11 protein-coding genes are annotated in these 16,172 nt (G+C 39.9%); 1 reads left to right on the top strand and 10 read right to left on the bottom strand.

Annotation, left to right across the window (positions count from 1 at the left end; translation table 11 throughout):
• Window positions 1-11: 11 nt before the first annotated feature.
• From DUT70_RS11655 to DUT70_RS11630, 6 genes are read right to left on the bottom strand one after another with little or no spacing between them, the layout of a single operon-like run.
• Window positions 12-1,397 (bottom strand): DUF5009 domain-containing protein, encoded by a 1,386-nt coding sequence (locus tag DUT70_RS11655; RefSeq protein ID WP_113647506.1) that lies wholly within the window; start codon window positions 1,395-1,397, stop codon window positions 12-14.
• A 34-nt stretch (window positions 1,398-1,431) separates the two neighbouring features.
• Window positions 1,432-2,343, bottom strand: a complete 912-nt coding sequence (locus tag DUT70_RS11650; RefSeq protein WP_113647505.1) for a DUF5017 domain-containing protein — start codon at window positions 2,341-2,343, stop codon at window positions 1,432-1,434.
• Window positions 2,344-2,368: 25 nt separating this feature from the next.
• Window positions 2,369-4,183: a RagB/SusD family nutrient uptake outer membrane protein gene (locus DUT70_RS11645; protein ID WP_240432089.1), complete on the bottom strand. Its 1,815-nt coding sequence runs from the start codon at window positions 4,181-4,183 to the stop codon at window positions 2,369-2,371.
• A 19-nt stretch (window positions 4,184-4,202) separates the two neighbouring features.
• Window positions 4,203-7,382 carry a SusC/RagA family TonB-linked outer membrane protein gene (locus tag DUT70_RS11640; RefSeq protein ID WP_113647503.1) on the bottom strand — a complete coding sequence of 1,060 codons (3,180 nt, stop codon included), beginning with the start codon at window positions 7,380-7,382 and terminating at the stop codon, window positions 4,203-4,205.
• A 9-nt stretch (window positions 7,383-7,391) separates the two neighbouring features.
• Window positions 7,392-9,275 (bottom strand): FAD-dependent oxidoreductase, encoded by a 1,884-nt coding sequence (locus DUT70_RS11635; RefSeq protein WP_113647502.1) that lies wholly within the window; start codon window positions 9,273-9,275, stop codon window positions 7,392-7,394.
• 6 nt (window positions 9,276-9,281) lie between these two features.
• Complete coding sequence (locus tag DUT70_RS11630; RefSeq protein ID WP_113647501.1) at window positions 9,282-10,358, bottom strand: phosphodiester glycosidase family protein; 1,077 nt, start codon at window positions 10,356-10,358, stop codon at window positions 9,282-9,284.
• 113 nt (window positions 10,359-10,471) lie between these two features.
• Between DUT70_RS11630 and DUT70_RS11625 the strand changes: the two genes are divergently transcribed.
• Window positions 10,472-11,686, top strand: coding sequence for an ROK family transcriptional regulator (locus DUT70_RS11625; RefSeq protein ID WP_113647500.1), 1,215 nt, complete (start codon window positions 10,472-10,474; stop codon window positions 11,684-11,686).
• Here the strand turns inward: DUT70_RS11625 and DUT70_RS11620 are convergent.
• The 4 genes from DUT70_RS11620 to DUT70_RS11605 form a co-directional block, all read right to left on the bottom strand.
• Window positions 11,683-13,533: a family 20 glycosylhydrolase gene (locus tag DUT70_RS11620; protein WP_113647499.1), complete on the bottom strand. Its 1,851-nt coding sequence runs from the start codon at window positions 13,531-13,533 to the stop codon at window positions 11,683-11,685. The two genes, DUT70_RS11625 and DUT70_RS11620, sit on opposite strands and share 4 nt — an antisense overlap.
• A 4-nt stretch (window positions 13,534-13,537) precedes the next feature.
• Window positions 13,538-14,335 (bottom strand): alpha/beta hydrolase, encoded by a 798-nt coding sequence (locus DUT70_RS11615; RefSeq protein WP_113647498.1) that lies wholly within the window; start codon window positions 14,333-14,335, stop codon window positions 13,538-13,540.
• Window positions 14,336-14,337: 2 nt separating this feature from the next.
• On the bottom strand, window positions 14,338-15,528 hold the full coding sequence (locus DUT70_RS11610; protein WP_113647497.1) for a copper amine oxidase: 1,191 nt from the start codon (window positions 15,526-15,528) through the stop codon (window positions 14,338-14,340).
• A 177-nt stretch (window positions 15,529-15,705) separates the two neighbouring features.
• On the bottom strand, window positions 15,706-16,170 hold the full coding sequence (locus tag DUT70_RS11605) for a DUF4920 domain-containing protein (protein WP_113647496.1): 465 nt from the start codon (window positions 16,168-16,170) through the stop codon (window positions 15,706-15,708).
• Between the last annotated feature and the right edge of the window lie 2 nt (window positions 16,171-16,172).

Genomic DNA, 16,172 nt, shown 5'->3' with positions numbered 1-16,172 from the left:
GTATAGTTTGTTTAGGTTTTCCAGAAAAATTTAATGCGGGTAAATAATACCGTAATTAATGCTACAATACCCGTGAAGATGAGGCCTCGAGCAGTACCAACAAAAGGGCCGGTATTCATGGCATCTAAATAGTTGGATAACGTAGTTAATTTAAGTAATGGGATTAACAGGAGGTTGCCTGCAGTATACGCTATCATTGGGTTTTTACCATTGTTGGCCAAAAAGTTGGTCAGGCCTTTTAAATAACCCAGTTTTTCAACCAAGCTAAAGGCCAATAAGGTAAGGAATGATAAACCCGAGCAAACAAAGTAGTAACTGTAGGTAGAAAAATCTTTTTTGATCCCGCCTTCGTAAGCTTCAAAAAATAAGCCCAATAATAAAAGATAAACACCTGCAGAGATCATGTTGTTAATTAAAGGACTTTGCTTTACCTGTTTTGCCAATAACAATAGGCAGGCACAGCCAATGAGGTTGAGCAACAAATTCAATTCCAACGATCTTGTAAATAGTCCCCATAAATTTACGAAAACCAAAATACAGGCAATCACCGCAACAAGAAGTAGTGATTTTTTTGAAGCGGTTTCTGCTTTCTCGTTTTTAGATTCTTTAATGAACCATTCTCCAGCAAAGGTGCCTGGAATGATGATAAACAGATATTTGAGGTAGTAGAATTTGTACAACCAATTGGCGGGTGTACTTTCAAAAATCAATTGGTTAATGCTGTTATCTTCTTTTGAGGCTAAAAATACAGCCATTACAAAAGGAAGAATGGCAATGCGCCAAATGGGTTGTTTACGGGTAAAATACCAAATCAATCCACCAAAGAAAGCCATGTTGGCCAATACAATAATAATGATGTCGCTTTTGGCTAAACTAAAATCGCCGTAGGCAAAGGAATAAAATGCTAAAAATGAAACCGCCAAAAGAATACCTGCTATCTTTAAAGCCAAGGCAAATTTGTGCTTCACAAAAGCCGACCAATTTCCATAAATAAGAAATAGACAAGCGAATGCCGCAATGGAAATGAGTTGGGTAATACTGCTTGGGTTTTTCTCCATCACCCAAGCTCGTGCATGAAAGGTGAAAATGGCAAAAAAGGCCAATAGCACCAGTCTGGTAAAAAGCTGGGTAAATATTTTATGGAAAGGCAGTTCCTCTGCTTTTTTATGCAAAGCTAACGGAATGGCGGCACCCATAGAAAACAAGAAGAAAGGAAATACCAAATCAACCCAAGTGATACCAGGTAGGTTTGGGTTGAATACGTGTGTTGGTGGAGGGGTTTGCGCATGGAACATCCAAGCGGGCATCAATTCTCCAAAAGCAATGCTACTAGAGAGCACCATACAAAGTATGGCAAGCCCTCTAAAAGCATCGAGACTGTTTAAGCGTTTGTTCATCTTTTAAAGATATGCATGGTGTAGCTTCAAACGGTTATTTAATGGTAACGGTCAATTCTTTCACCACTTCTTTAACGTTGCCGTTTAATCCGTTTTTGGCAATAAAAGTTACGGTGTATACGCCTGCCTTGCTGAACTTATATTTGTAGTTCTTCATTCTATCCGTGTAAGCTTTTATGTTCACACTAACATCAGGGCTAACCTTATTTGGAAACAAGGCTTTAGACACCGCCCAATCTTCCGATTCAGTAAGGGTACTGTTTGGTGCGAAGTATAAAAATGGCGTGGTAGATTGGATGGTCCATTTGTTAGCAGTGTTTTTTACATCAATAGCAAGCCACGAAGCAGAGGTAACGGTGGCAATGGTTGATGTTCCGCTTGCGGTTTTGTTGGTAAGGTTAAACGCAGGAACTCTCCAGGTTCTTCCTCCAAGAGCAGCAGTAGTACTTGCTTGTCCTACCCATTTGAATGCGAAAAAAATCGGCTTTCCAGAAATGGGCAAATCAGAAAGGTCTACGTCGGCCGAAGTAACAGCCGTTCCAACAGCACCAGCTGCCGCCGTTGAAAGCGTAAAACGATTGGTAATGTCTTTCCACGTTGCTTTACTAATTCCGTCTACGGAGTAGATGTTGTCAAAATCAGTAGAGTATAATAGGCTTAAGTTATTGGCCTGCGTACCATACAAAACTTGGGTTTGGATGTTCAAGTGCATTTTTCCTTGATCTGATTCCAAACGGTTTCTGTAACGATATTCTTTTCCAGCTTCACCAGAGTAAAAGCCAATAACATCTGCATAACCCGACATTTGAAATTCTACCGAATCGGCTAAGTTGTATTCTGCCTTGCTGGTCACCACATTAAAGGTTGGTGCATCAGGCGTATCTTTTTTACAAGCATATACAGCCGGAATTAAAAGCAAGCCAAGGATATATTTTAATTTATTCATGACAATATTTTTTAGTTAATTATTATTACCAGCCTTTATTTGGAATAATTAATTTGTTTAAGCTAAGCTCGTTCGCTGGAATGGCGAACAATACATCTTTCTCTGAAACGTTTTGCGCTGATTTTGCTGCATAAGTGTAAGCCGCAGGTGCAGTCGTTGCAATTTCATTAGCGAGGGCTCTCATGGTTTCATAGAAAACACCCCAACGGATCAGGTCAAATCTTCTTAAACCCTCATAACCCAGTTCCCACGATCTTTCGTTTCTTACTGCAGTACGGAAATCTTCTTTCGTTGCTGTAGTCGTAAGGCTTAAATCGTGATTTGCCGTTTGTGTGTTGGTTAAGGTCGCTGTAGCTGCTGCTCCACTAGCAACGGTTGCTCCTGTAGCATATCCTCCAGTGAAGGTGATGGTTGGTGCACTTGTATAGCCTGTTCCCATGTCTGTTACATATACTGCTGTTACTTTTCCAGAGGCTACGGTAGCGGTTGCTTTAGCGCCAGTTCCTCCGCCTCCGCTAATGGTTACGGTTGGCGCTACGGTATAGTTGGCACCACCAGCAGTTACTGCGACAGATTTTACCATCTCTGCATTCGTTAATGTTTTGCCAAAAGCACGACGACGCACTTCATTAATGGCATCAAAAGCCTTGGTCGTTGGACCATTTAGTTCATTTTCTGCTTCGGCCAACATCAACAATACATCAGAATATCTTAATAATGGGAAGTTAATGCTCGTTGTTCCGTTAAATTTAGGTGTTGCGGTTTCATACTCACGTCTCCATTTAGCATCGTAACGGTTATAGATTTGTGTTGGGCCATAACCTACGCGAGAGTTGTCAGCGGCGTAGTAATAAGGGCTAATGTTCCAATCACGACGTAAATCACCATCAGTAAAGCTATTGTAATACTTTTCGGTGGTATGTTTTGCACCGTAGCTATAGCCAAGAGAGGCGTTTGCGCCAATACCATTGATTGAACCTAGTGCACCTTCTTCTTCCTGTGTGCCATTTTTCTTGTTAAACTCTACTTCCCAAAGCACTTCTTTGGTGTCGTATTTGTCTTGGCACATGTTAATGAAAACTTGTGAATAGCTTGGATTTAAGCTGTGGCCGGCAGTTTTTACTTTCTCTGCCCATTTCACTACCTCGCTGTAACGAGTAGCATCCAACAATGGAGCACCAGCCATTTTAAGATTTACACGAGCTAACATGCCCCAAACCACAGATTTGGTTACACGGCTACTGTAAGTGTAATTAGATATTGGATTGACCATATCAGCTGCGGTCTCCATATCTTTTACAATTTGCTCGTAAATAGTTTTGGCAGGAGTGTTGGCAAAATTTACGTCATCAGGTGTTTTAGTTGACGCAAGACGCAAAGGCACATTTCCCCAATTGGTGGTTAAAACAAAATAATAGTAGGCTCTTAAAAATAAAGCTTCCCCTTTGGCTGCGTTTTTCTTAGTTGCATCCATTTTTGCTTTATCAATATTTTCTAAAAGCATGTTTGCTCTATTAATCCCGTTGTACAAAGTGGTCCAAGCGTCTGTTAGCTTGGTGTCTGAAGGATTATAGTTATACAGGCCAATATCCTGTGTCCAAGAAGATAGCGCAATAAATGCGTCATCAGCTACGTCCATTTCGAAGTAGAAAGATCTTCCGTAAGTGGCGTTTTTACCCAATACATCATATACACCAGTTAAGGCAGCATTGATGTCGGCTTCAGTATTATAGTAGTTGGCTGGAGCCAAAGAATCGGTAGGGGCAATGGCTAAGAACTTTTCGCAAGAACTTAGAGAGAGTACCGATACAAATAGTAGAATTAAAATACGTTTCATCATTTTTATCTATTAGGAATGATTAAAAAGTTGTGTTAACACCAAAAGTGATGGTTCTGGCTCTAGGATAAGCCGAGTAGTCGAAACCTGGAGTTAGCGCACTGTTTCTAACCGATACCTCTGGATCGTAACCAGAATACTTGGTCCAAGTGTACAAGTTTTGAGCAGCTACGTATACCCTGCCTGTTTTAAATACTTTTGATTTTTGTAACCATCCAGAAGGTAGCGTATAACCCAATGAAACAGTTTTTAATCTTAAGAAAGAACCATCCTCGATGATGCGTGTAGAGTAAGCTTTCAATGAAGAACCTCTTCCTGCTGCAACACCTGGGATGTCGGAAGTTGGGTTTTCTGGAGACCATCTGTCGGCGTAAGTGGCATATTGGTTGTAGCCATATTTGTAAGAGGATTCAAACATGATACGGTTGGCGTTGATGATATCATTACCATAAGACCATTGGAAGAAGATACCTAAATCAAATCCTTTGTAGCTAAAGTTGTTAGAAAAACCACCAATGTGAACTGGATTAGGATTTCCAATAACAGTTTTATCCGCTTCTGTAATTTGTCCATCTCCATCAAGGTCTATATATTTTACATCGCCTGGTTTAACATTGGCCCTTGCACCACCATTTGAAGGAACGTTATCTTTTAAGGTATAATTACCACCCAATAAATCGAAATCTTCGTATTTATAGGTTCCAGCATAAATTAAACCATAAAATTGAGCAATAGGTTCGTTGATTTTAGCAATATATCCTGGAATGTTTTTCCAGTCATCACCCCAGCCTTGTGCGGTAAGCATGTACAATTGGTTATCGGTTAAACCAAGGACTTTGTTACGGTTAAAGGCAATGTTGAATGAACTGGTCCAAGTAAAATCTTTAGTTTGAATTGGTGTGCCACCAATGGTAATCTCTAAACCTTGGTTCTGTACTTTTCCAATGTTTTTGAATACTCTATTGTAGCCAGTACTTGGTGACATTGGCGCATTAAGCAATAACCTTTTGGTAACCTTTCTATAAAGATCAACTTCTAACGTTAAACGTTGTTTGAGGAAGCCCAAATCTAAACCCATATCCGTTTGTTTGGTTACTTCCCATCTTAAGTCTTCATTACCTAATGACGAGTATACCAAACCTTTATTGTCTGCTCCGCCAAAGGTGTAGCTAGGGAAATTGTTTACCGTATAAGTGCCATCTGGGTTAGCAAAACTTAATGCCGGATGAGCCGCAAAATTGCCTACGCCATTATTTCCGGTAGTACCATAAGAAACACGTAGTTTGGCGCTTGAAATTGCCCTGATGTTTTTCATGAACTCTTCGTTGTTGATCTGCCAAGCGAAAGCTCCAGAATGGAAGAAGCCCCATCTGTTGCTGTTCAAGAAACGAGAAGAACCATCTGCCCTGAAAGTAGCGGTGAACAAGTAACGATCATACAATTTATAGTTAGCCCTACCAATAAAGCTGGACATCCTAGATTTTGAAGTTAATGAGGTAATGTTTAACGGATTCCCTTCATCTAAGCCACTTAATCCTAAACTTTCGTTAGGAAGTAATACAGCAGCAGCTCCAAAAGAAGTGTTGTTACTTTCTTCCAGCGTAAAACCACCCATTACATCAAGGTAATTGTTCTTGTTTAATCTTTTTGCATAGCTAAGCGTGCTGTAGCTTTGCCAAGTATTTGAGTTAAGGTACGTTTTGCTACCATTCACCAAATAATTTCCAGCAATACCACTTCTAGACATCGAACCATTGAAAACATCGTAAACTCTTGCGCCTTTATTTAAGCTGGCTACGGTTTTAAATTTCAGGTCTTTGGTAATTTGATACTCAATGTATCCATTGGCTGCTAAGTTATCACCAGAATTCTCTCTTAGCTCATTTCTTACCGTAAGAATTGGGTTAAAAGTAAAATTGCTAGCTTGCTCTACCTCTGGGTCATTTGCCAAATCCAATAAATTGGTGGCTGGGTTTACCGCTAAAGGCCTAAAAGCCCAAACGCTAAACAACAAGTTGATCTCGTTGCTAAAATTACCAGTAGAGGTGGGGCTACCATAATTCTTAACCCCCGAATAGGTAGCCGTCAACCCTACTTTTAGTCGATCTGAAACTTCCTGGTCCAATGCAAATTTGCCTTGTAAGCGATTGAAGCCAGAGTTTAATAAAATACCGTCTTGTCCAGTATAGGAAAGTGACGCACTGTATTTTGTCTTTTTATTTCCGCCCATTAAGTTTAAATAATGGTTTTGCATAGGGGCAACGCGGGTAACTTCATCTTCCCAATTAATGCCCTTCAAACCTCTATAGTTTTCTAGGGTCATGTTGTTAACGAAGTATAAGTTTTTAGTTCTTACTGGGTCAATCTCATTTTGAAGTTTTACAAACTCGTATGGAGAAAGTGTTTCTACCCTTTTTCTGTTTTCTTGAAGTCCGTAGTAGCCATTATAACTAATGGTTGGCGTACCTTCTTTACCTCTTTTAGTGGTAACCATTACTACGCCATTGGAACCTCTGGCACCATAAATGGCCGTTGATGAAGCATCTTTTAAAATGGTGATCGATTCAATATCATTTGGATCAATCGTATTCAAAGGGTTAACAGAAAGATTGTTTGGATCTTCGAAGATAATCCCGTCAATAACCACCAACGGATAGTTATTTTGCGTTACGGAGTTATTACCACGAATGGTAATGTTGATGGCCGAACCTGGTTGTCCTTCACTTGAAGTTACCTGTACACCAGCGACACGACCTGCCAAAGCTTCGTCAAATGATTTTACGGGCGCTTTTTGTAAGTCCGAAATATTAACCGTACCCACTGATCCTGTCAAATCTTTTTTGGAAGAAGTACCATAGCCAATCACCACTACATCGTTAAGCGTAGATACGCTTGATTTAAGGCTAATTTTAAGGTCTCCTCCTGTGGCAAGGGCCTCTTTAGTTTCGTAGCCCAAATAGCTAAATACTAAAGTGGTTGAGCCAGCAGGCAGGGTAATTTGGAATTTACCATCTTGGTTGGTGGTGGTGCTTATTTTGGTGCCTTTTACCAAAACACTTACCCCCGTAAGAATTTCTCCCTGATCATCATTTACTGTTCCGCTTACCTTTGTTTGGGCCATTACGGAACTAGTGAAAGTGAATAGCAGTATTGCTAATAGGGCGAGAAAGCCTTCTTTTCTTACTGAAAATCGTTTCTTCATGGTTAATTATTAATTTGTTAGGTTGTTAGTTGCTTGTTTTGTTTTTCCAGTGAAATCTATTTCCATGTTAAAAGGATTTAGAAACTGGTCTAGCACGTGGCTAACCATTCTTCTGGTTAATGTACTCTCGGCAGTTAGGCCATTAAAGTTTTGTTGTTTTAAATAGGCAAGGATTTGATCCGTTTTTACTTCTTTTTTGCTGATGGCTTTCACCACTTTTGTCAAGTAATCGGCAGTGCTTAAATTTCCCGAAGGATGTATTTCCTCAAAAGGCGGATAGAAAGCTTTTAGGCCGTTAACCAAATCCCACTCGCTTACTGGAAGCTCAGGATAAAACCACGTTTGGTTGGCCCATTTGTAAGAAAGTCCTGTCCCTTTTAAAATGCCTGTTGCCCCAATCTTTTGGATGACTTTGAAAGAAGGATCATTCGGTTTTACATCAATGAAAGGCATTAAATAAGCTTTGCTTTCTAACAAGGCATTTTGAACGGCTCTAATGTTTATGTTTGCAGGATCGGTGTTGCTAAGTACTGCTGTGGCAGCCAATGCTCCAGCGGCCTGACCAATACCTAGCACCACAGGTTGTAAGCGGCTAGCCCCAGCTACAATATTGGTTACGCTGATGCTTTTCTCAGCCACAATTAAGCCTTCTCCTGTTTTGGGAACCAAAGCGCCCAGAGGAATGTTGTATGAAGGAACTTTAATTTTCACAAAATCAATTTGTGGCGCATCTGGATTTTTAAGGTGGTGATGATCGATGGTATAATCGCCAACGGCAACACCCGTTCTATATAATGCTGTTTTTTGAGTGTAGGGCGAAGTCACATCATTTAAGGCTAAAGTTACCTGACCGTTTAAACGACGAGATTCCCTGTGATAAGCAATCATTGGCAAACGATCAGCAGTTGGAAACTCATCATCGGCAATGCCTAAATTTTTAAAACCTAATTTGGTTTGTAAATGATAGATGAAACGCAAGCTATGTAGTTTAGCTTTTTTCAAAGCCTCTTTGCGCTCTGCATCGTTCATTTCAATAATGTTTAAATAGATATCGTTACCGCATTTAGGCCAATTGATCATGTATTTGCCGTTGGGCAATTTGCCGTAGGTAATCATTTGGCTGCAATCAATTTTTGGGGTGTTGTCATGCGAAGCAGGATCTTGAACATCGCAGCAGCAATCAAACTCCTTTGGGTCGTAGCCTTCAGGTTTTTTGATGGTCTTATTGGCATTAGGTCCAAAATCTTTCAAAATCACCACGTAGGTTAAATCTTGGATAATGTTGTTGGCTTTCTCTGGAGCAAAACTTTCTCCTGTATCATAGCGACTGTCCATTCCAACACGATAAGGAATTTTCAATTTGGCCATTACGTCGCCCAGTTCTGTGGCGTCAATTACCACTTTTGCTTCTACAGTTTGTTTTTTGCCTTTATTGTTGATTTCGGCTAGCCAAAGTTTGCCGTTTTTGGAGATGTTGCTTAAACTGCTTTTATACCAAATGCTTAAATTTTCGTTTTGGGCCATCTTTTTTAGCGTGATATTGCCAAAAGAAGGCTCGAAAAGGGTGTTGCTTACCCATCCTGTTTCTACTTCCTTAGGACCACCGTAATAATCATAAAGGTGTTGTCTAAACTCGCCCCACAAGCCCGATGGCATATTATGGTTACCATCAATAGCCGAAACGCCAGCCGAAGTGAGCATGCCTCCTAGCCATTCGGTTTCCTCCACCACTAATACTTTCACCCCCATGCGGGCCGATTGGATGGCAGCCGTTGTGCCGCTGGCACCGCCTCCAATAATTAACACATCTGTTTGATGGTTTACTTGTGCAAAAGCCGAATAACAGCTTAGCAAAAGACCGAAAACAAAGAATTTGGTAAATTTTATATTCATACTTGGTTATTTGCTTTTAAGGATGAGTGCCGTAACTACTGGTCTTTCGCCTGCTGCGTCAGAGGGTTTTACGGTATGTACGCCGTTAACGTAAAGTGCTGTTGAGCCACCACCATCTAAATTAACGGCGCCAACACAACCCATTTCTTTCATGGCTTGAGCGACCTCTGCGAGGGTTAGTCCTGCTGCTCCACTCGTATTATTTCCTTCTGCCGCAAGCAGAATGACTTTGTTATTGGCGGTGTAGCCTATGGCAGATCTGGCTCTGGACGAATTGTTGTCGATCACAATGAGTTCTTCTTCGTCGGTAATGTTAATGTTTCCGTTTTTGATGAGCATTGGAGAACCACCAATGGCACTATTTACATTCCAAATACTTCCGCCAGCTGGGAAGTTTGCATTAGGTACACTTTGGGGTGCGGTGTTAAGCAGATTTGGAGATGGCGTTGGATAGCTGTAAACTGTACCGTTTCCTGCACCTACATGATAAACCCAGACCACTTCTGCTGTATTATTGGCGGTTAAACCAAAAGCGGCACGAGTAGGATAATAGGTTGCATTGACACTGTTATAAGGTCTGGTCAACGATTTAATGTTGATGGCGCTTACGACACCATTAAATATACTTAGGCTGTAAGAAGTATTAGTGCCAAAAAAGCCGCCATTGATACATGCAAATTTTTTCCCAATCTCCTCTTGGTAAAAATCACTCACCTTTTTGTTGGTGGCAGAAACGATAGGCTTTAATTCAATCAGTTTTGGATCAAAAACCACGGCATATAATAAAGTGGTTTTGCTGTTAATAGCTTTTTTGTTAAGATAGACCTGAATACCCGTAGGGAAGTCCTTCATTAAATGTACTGCCTTTTTCCAATCCGCAGGCAAAACAGTTAATGCTGTAGAGTCTACAGGAACTATCTCCTGTTTTGGGTGATAATCTCCAGAATTAGATTTACTGCACGCACATATCGAAGCAGTTAATGCCAATGCGGTTGCAATTGAGGTTAGTCTGTTCATGTAGGCCTTTGCTGGTTGAAGGGTTAAATATAAATACTTTTTTAAAAAAATTAATAAGTGTAACATTATTTTTTTAATTTTTTAATTTCAAGATGATGAGAATTCTAATAAAAACAGTCTATTTGTTAGGTTTAGTGAGATATTATTCTAATTTTGATTTTTAAAATTTATTAATAAAAATGACTTTCTTTAACGAACTCAGTGATGAGAACATTTCAGGTGTTGCCTATAAAAATGTAACCATCAAGAAGGCAATAGTGGCGTATTTCAGTAAAAATGGCAATTCTACCATTGCTGATTTGTGTGGAGAGCTTGGTTTGAGTACTCCCAAAATCAACAATGTTTTGAACGATTTAATTGCTGAAGGATTAGTGAAGGATTTTGGAAAACTACAATCGCGAGGAGGTAGAAAACCAAATATCTATGGCCTAGTGATGGAATCTGGTTACTTTTTGGGAGTGGATGTTAAAAAGTCACATATTAACATCGGGCTAACCGATTTGCAAAAGAATTTGGTGCACATTAAGGAGAACATCCCTTATAGTTTAAACAATAGCGAAGAATCTTTAAATCAACTGTGTGAGCTTATTAATAATTTTGTAAAAGAAGCGCCTGTAAAAAGAGAAAAAATATTAGGTGCTGGCCTCAATTTATCGGGTAGGATTAACTATTCTACAGGCTACAGTTATAGTTTTTTCCATTTCAATGAAGAGCCATTAAGCAAGGTCATCGAAAGAAATATTGGCCTTAGGATCTTTTTAGAAAACGACTCGAGGGCGATGGCTTTTGGAGAGTTTTCTGCGGGAGCGGTACATGAAGAAGAGAATGTGCTTTTCCTAAACATGGATTATGGGATGGGTATCGGGATCATGATCAATAGTCAGCTTTATTACGGTAAATCAGGTTTTGCGGGCGAGTTTGGACACATCCCTTTCTTTAACAATGAAATTCTTTGTAGCTGCGGTAAAAAAGGTTGTTTAGAAACCGAAGTTTCTGGATGGGCCTTGGTAAGGAAATTTAAAGAAAAGCTGGCGGAAGGTTCTACTTCTGTTTTATCGGGAATGCCAGTAGACGAAATCAAATTAAACGATATTATTGATGCAGCCATTAACGATGATGTATTGGCTATTGAGTTGGTAGCTGAAGTAGGTGAAAAGCTAGGTAAAGGTATTGCCGTGTTGATTAACATTTTCAATCCTGAAATGGTGATTTTGGGCGGAAGCTTGGCCGCCACAGGAGAATACATTCGTTTGCCAATTAAAAGTGCATTGAATAAGTACTCCCTTAGCTTGGTGAATAACGATACGCAGTTGAAAATGTCTAAATTGGGAGAAAAAGCAGGGGTTATCGGTGCTTGTTTGCTAGTGAGAAACCGCCTGCTTGGGCTAGTTTAAAGCTTTGCCCTTTTCTTCAATTCTGAAATTGGTAGACGTACAATTCTACTTTTTTGTACCGCATCCTTGTAGCTGACTACTCTAATGTTTTTTGCCCCTTTTGGAATGGCAAGTGCCTGTCCATTATATTTTGGGTAAAATTGATCCGGATCTGTATCATCAAAGGAATAATAAACGGCTAATCCAGGAATTTCTGTGTCAATATTTAGGAGTACTTCATCGTTTTGCCCTTTTTTGGCACTAATGATTGCATCATAAAAATAGCTGCTATAATTGGTGCTGTCTACGGTCAACAATGGTAAATGTGCTTCAATTCGATTAAAGAAATCGGGCCAGCTTAATTTTGGTGCCGTTGACCATAAGTTTTCGGATAAGGTGAATCCTCTAGGCCAAGTCATAAACTGTAACTTACGCTCATTTGGAACTTGTTCGGTCCATAAACTTCCTTGCCCACCCAATACATTTTTAACATTAATGCCTGCAGGCAGGGGATTAAATTTATAACTATTGCTAAGTCTATTTACCGTAAAAGGAGCATTTTCTAAATATGGATCGCCTTGATAGAAATCCAAATAGGTTAAGAATGCAGGCGTTAAAATTACTTTTTTTCCTTCTTTGGAAGATTTAACCGCCCCTTTCTCATCTTTCCAGCTCATTTGTACAATGTTGCTGTCTAATCCCTTTTCTAAAGTTTCATACCAGCCAATGGGAATTTTTCCCTTTGCGATCACCATTTTGGCGACTCTATTCACGAAATAGCTTTGCAATTCATCGACATTTTTTAGGCCTTCTTTGGTAATACGGTTTTGGCAAACAGGGCAGTTGCTCCAATAGTTTCTAGTTACTTCGTCGCCACCAATATGAATGTATTTAGAAGGGAAAATTTCTGCTATTTCGGTAATAATCTGATCAATTTTGGTGTAGGTAGAATCGTTACCTACACATACTACGTTAGTTCTTTTGGCATTCCAAGGGTCGCCAGCAAGTACTTGTTGTGGTGTCTTGGTGCAGGAGATTTCGGGATAGGAAGCTACAAAAGCCAAGCTATGGCCAGGCAGATCTATTTCTGGGACGATGTCTACAAAGCGCTGTTTAGCATAGACCACCAAATCTTTAATGTCTTCTTGAGAATAATAGCCACCATAGGTCGCTTTTTCCTCTGGTGCTGGGGCGGGCATTCCGCTCCAATAACCTGTTCTGGGAACTCGCCAAGCACCTACACTTGTTAACTTGGGTAATTGCTTAATTTCCAATCGCCACCCTTGGTTATCGGTAAGGTGAAGGTGAAGTACATTAAACTTGTATTTCGCCATTTGGTCGATATATCTCTTTAATACTTCCTTGCTGAAAAAATGCCTGCTCACATCAATCATTAAACCTCTCCAGCCAAACTTGGGTTCATCTTTAATGCTTAACTCGGTCAAAGAAATTGCTTTCCCTTCTTCTAGTTTTAATCGGAGCATTTGCATGAAGGTTTGCCATCCATAAAACCAGCCAGCAGGTTCTGAGGCACTAATCACCACATTTTTTTTGCTGACATCAAGTTGGTAAGCGTCTTTCGGGAAGTCTTTTTTGATCACAAACGAAATGCTGTTTTTGCTTAGTGGAGCAACAATGGTTTTGATGTTGGTGTTTAAAACGGCAGCAAGTTGCTCACGAAAATGATTGACCAAAGTCTGATGTGCTTTGTCCTTGGGTAGCGCAATAGTGGTTTGTCCGCTGATTTTTAAGGAAGAATTGCCCAATGTTAATTGTGAGGGTTGTGGAATCAAAGGAATACCACTTTGTTGAGCATTAGCGTTATAAACTAAAAAGCTAAATAATAACGCTGTAAATAGATTTTTCATCTGGTTAGTTTTTGAGATGTTCGGCAAAGAACTCAAAATGTTTAAGGATGGTTTTGCTCCAATAGCCGCCAGTATGGCCTCCAGGTTGAGCAATGTAAGTGGCTTTTATTTTAAGCTCATCGCATTTTTGCCTAAACTGCTTACTGGTGATGTAAAGATAATCTTCAGTACCAGTATCAAAAATAAGGGCCTTGTTTTGCCCTTGTAATGCTGCTAATTTATTGACGGGCGAATACTCGTCGTAAAGTACATTATTATCACCATAAGTGCCTAAAAGATAAGCGATGGTTGTTTTTCTGAAAGCAGAATAACGAAGGTTTAACACGCCTGAAGTACTGCCTGCTCCAGCAAACAGATGTGGATATTTGATCATCATCCACATGGCACCAAAGCCCCCCATACTGGCTCCTGTGATAAAAACTCGTTGCGCATCTACTGGATATTTTTTGTTGATGGTTGGCATCAGTTCCTCCAAAAAGAAACTTTCATATTGGGTGCTATCGGGATTTGGGGAGTTGAGATACCAGCTTTTTTTCAAACCATCGGGACATACAATAATGAAGTTATATTGATCTGCCAACGCTTGAAGATTCGCCAATTTGCTCCAGCTCTTGTAATTAGCACTGTGCCCATGCAGCAAATATACCAAAGCTGTTTTGCCCGACATTTGTTTAGGCTTATACACCAAAACAGAATCCGTTTGCTTAAGGTTTTTTGGAGAGGAAATGGTTAGAATTTCTTGGGCATATAATGTAGATACGCCCAAGAAAAATGGGATGAAGATGAGTTGTACTAATCTCATCGTTATGGATTTAAGTCAACAGGAACCAAAATTAATGGGGTTGGTAGGCAAGATGCTCCTGGAGGCGAATAAGTTAATTTTATGGTTTGCTCTTCGCCTTTGCCAGAAGGTTTAAACACTTGGATCAATACGGCTTCTGGAGCAGATTTAGTCACTAATTCATCTTTCGGCAATTGGATAATACCCTCTTTAAATTTGCCTTCGCTTACTTTCATGGCAGCAGCCATTCCGCTGCACCATTTGTTGTCTGCAGAGCGAGAATTCCAGGTAATCAAAGCAAGGCCTTTACCGTCGGTACTTTTCCACTTTAATTCGATGTCATACATCACGCCGTAGTTTCCAGCAAGCTTCGCTTGTTGTCCAGTGGTTCCTTCACGACCAATAATCCAAGGATCGTTTACGCCATCAGCAACCACTAAAGCAGATGTGCCATTTTTAGTGTCGATTATAGTGGTGTTATTCACGTGATAATTGCTTACGCCATATAAACCTCTTCCCGCGCCACTTTTGGTTTTAGGAGGTAAAACATTGGTAATGCGTTTTAAAGCCTCTTTGCCACTGGTTTTAAGGTCGGCTTGCAATACAGTAATTTCCGCAGGCTGATCGATTACAAATTCATAAAAACCATGAACGAGCTCATCGTATTTGACTACATATTGTTCTAGCTTATCATCAATGGGAACTGCATCGCCAGGTTTTACAATACGCACCTCTTCACTAGGTTGTGCCGCGAAGAAAGAAGCTAATCCCTCTTTACCCAATTTAAAATAATTGGTGCTTGGTTTTTGGGTCACATATTTCAACATTTTAATGCGCATAGGAGCCTTACCTGTATTTTTGATCATGGCAATGATTTTCCTATCTATTTTTTGAGGTTCTACTACGCCGTTTACGTTGTACAAATAGAAACGAACTGAACCAGGGACTACACTTTCTTTTAATGCGATAGCTTCAGGTACACGGATGTATTCAGGGTCGTCAGAGATGATGTATTGTGGTCCTGGAGTTGGGAACTTTTGAAAAGGAATTTGAGCGGTTTTCTCGGTTAGGAACCCATCCAGCTTAACAATAGCGCCTTGGCTAGCCTTTAGCAAAGCTTGGTTTTGCTCCTTGCTAAGCTGTTGGGCATAGGTTTTTACGCCAAATATAGAAAGGGCAGCAAGCAGAAAGGTTGTTTTGTTCAGTTTCATCATTTAATTAGGTTTCATTTGTTAATAGAGTGAAGATAGCGCAAAAAATCAATAATTAAAAAAAATTAATAATTAAATCTTTATTTGTTAAAAATATTACAAATTGGGTGGGGCAAAAAATAAGCCCCGCACAGGCGGGGCTTTTCAATCAATCAATATTAAAAAGGAGAACCTTTCTAATTACTTTAAAATTACTGCGCCTTTCGCTTCGAAAACGATTTCTTTTTTAGGCTGGGTAATTTTTGCTATTTCTTCAGGAGATTTTTTAGCATCTTCAGCATAGTGCTTTAAATCTTCTACGGAGGTTTCTTTTCTTTGAGCGAAGCCGTCAATCACTACTTTAGTACCAGCAGGCATGTCTTTTGGCATAAAAAAACCGTAGTCTTTAAATTTAACGAACATGGTTTCGTTGTCCGAAATTTTAACGGTCATAAAGCAACCCTTTTTCTTGCAAACAGTTACCACTTCTCCTTCTACTTTCATGTCTGCTTTAGCTGCTGTGCCTAACTTGGCATTTACATCTGTAGCAGCAATGATATTGCCTTTTTTAACCCCTTCACCAAATGATTGGCCTTCTACGTTATCTTGCGCAAAACCAACACTTGCTAAAGCACAAAAAACTAAGCTTAAAATTAATTTTTTCATCA

Origin of the sequence: Pedobacter chitinilyticus (assembly GCF_003313385.1) — a bacterium.
Lineage (GTDB): Bacteria > Bacteroidota > Bacteroidia > Sphingobacteriales > Sphingobacteriaceae > Pedobacter > Pedobacter chitinilyticus.
Note: the sequence above shows the minus strand (reverse complement) of the source record. Positions and strands in the feature narration are given on the sequence as shown.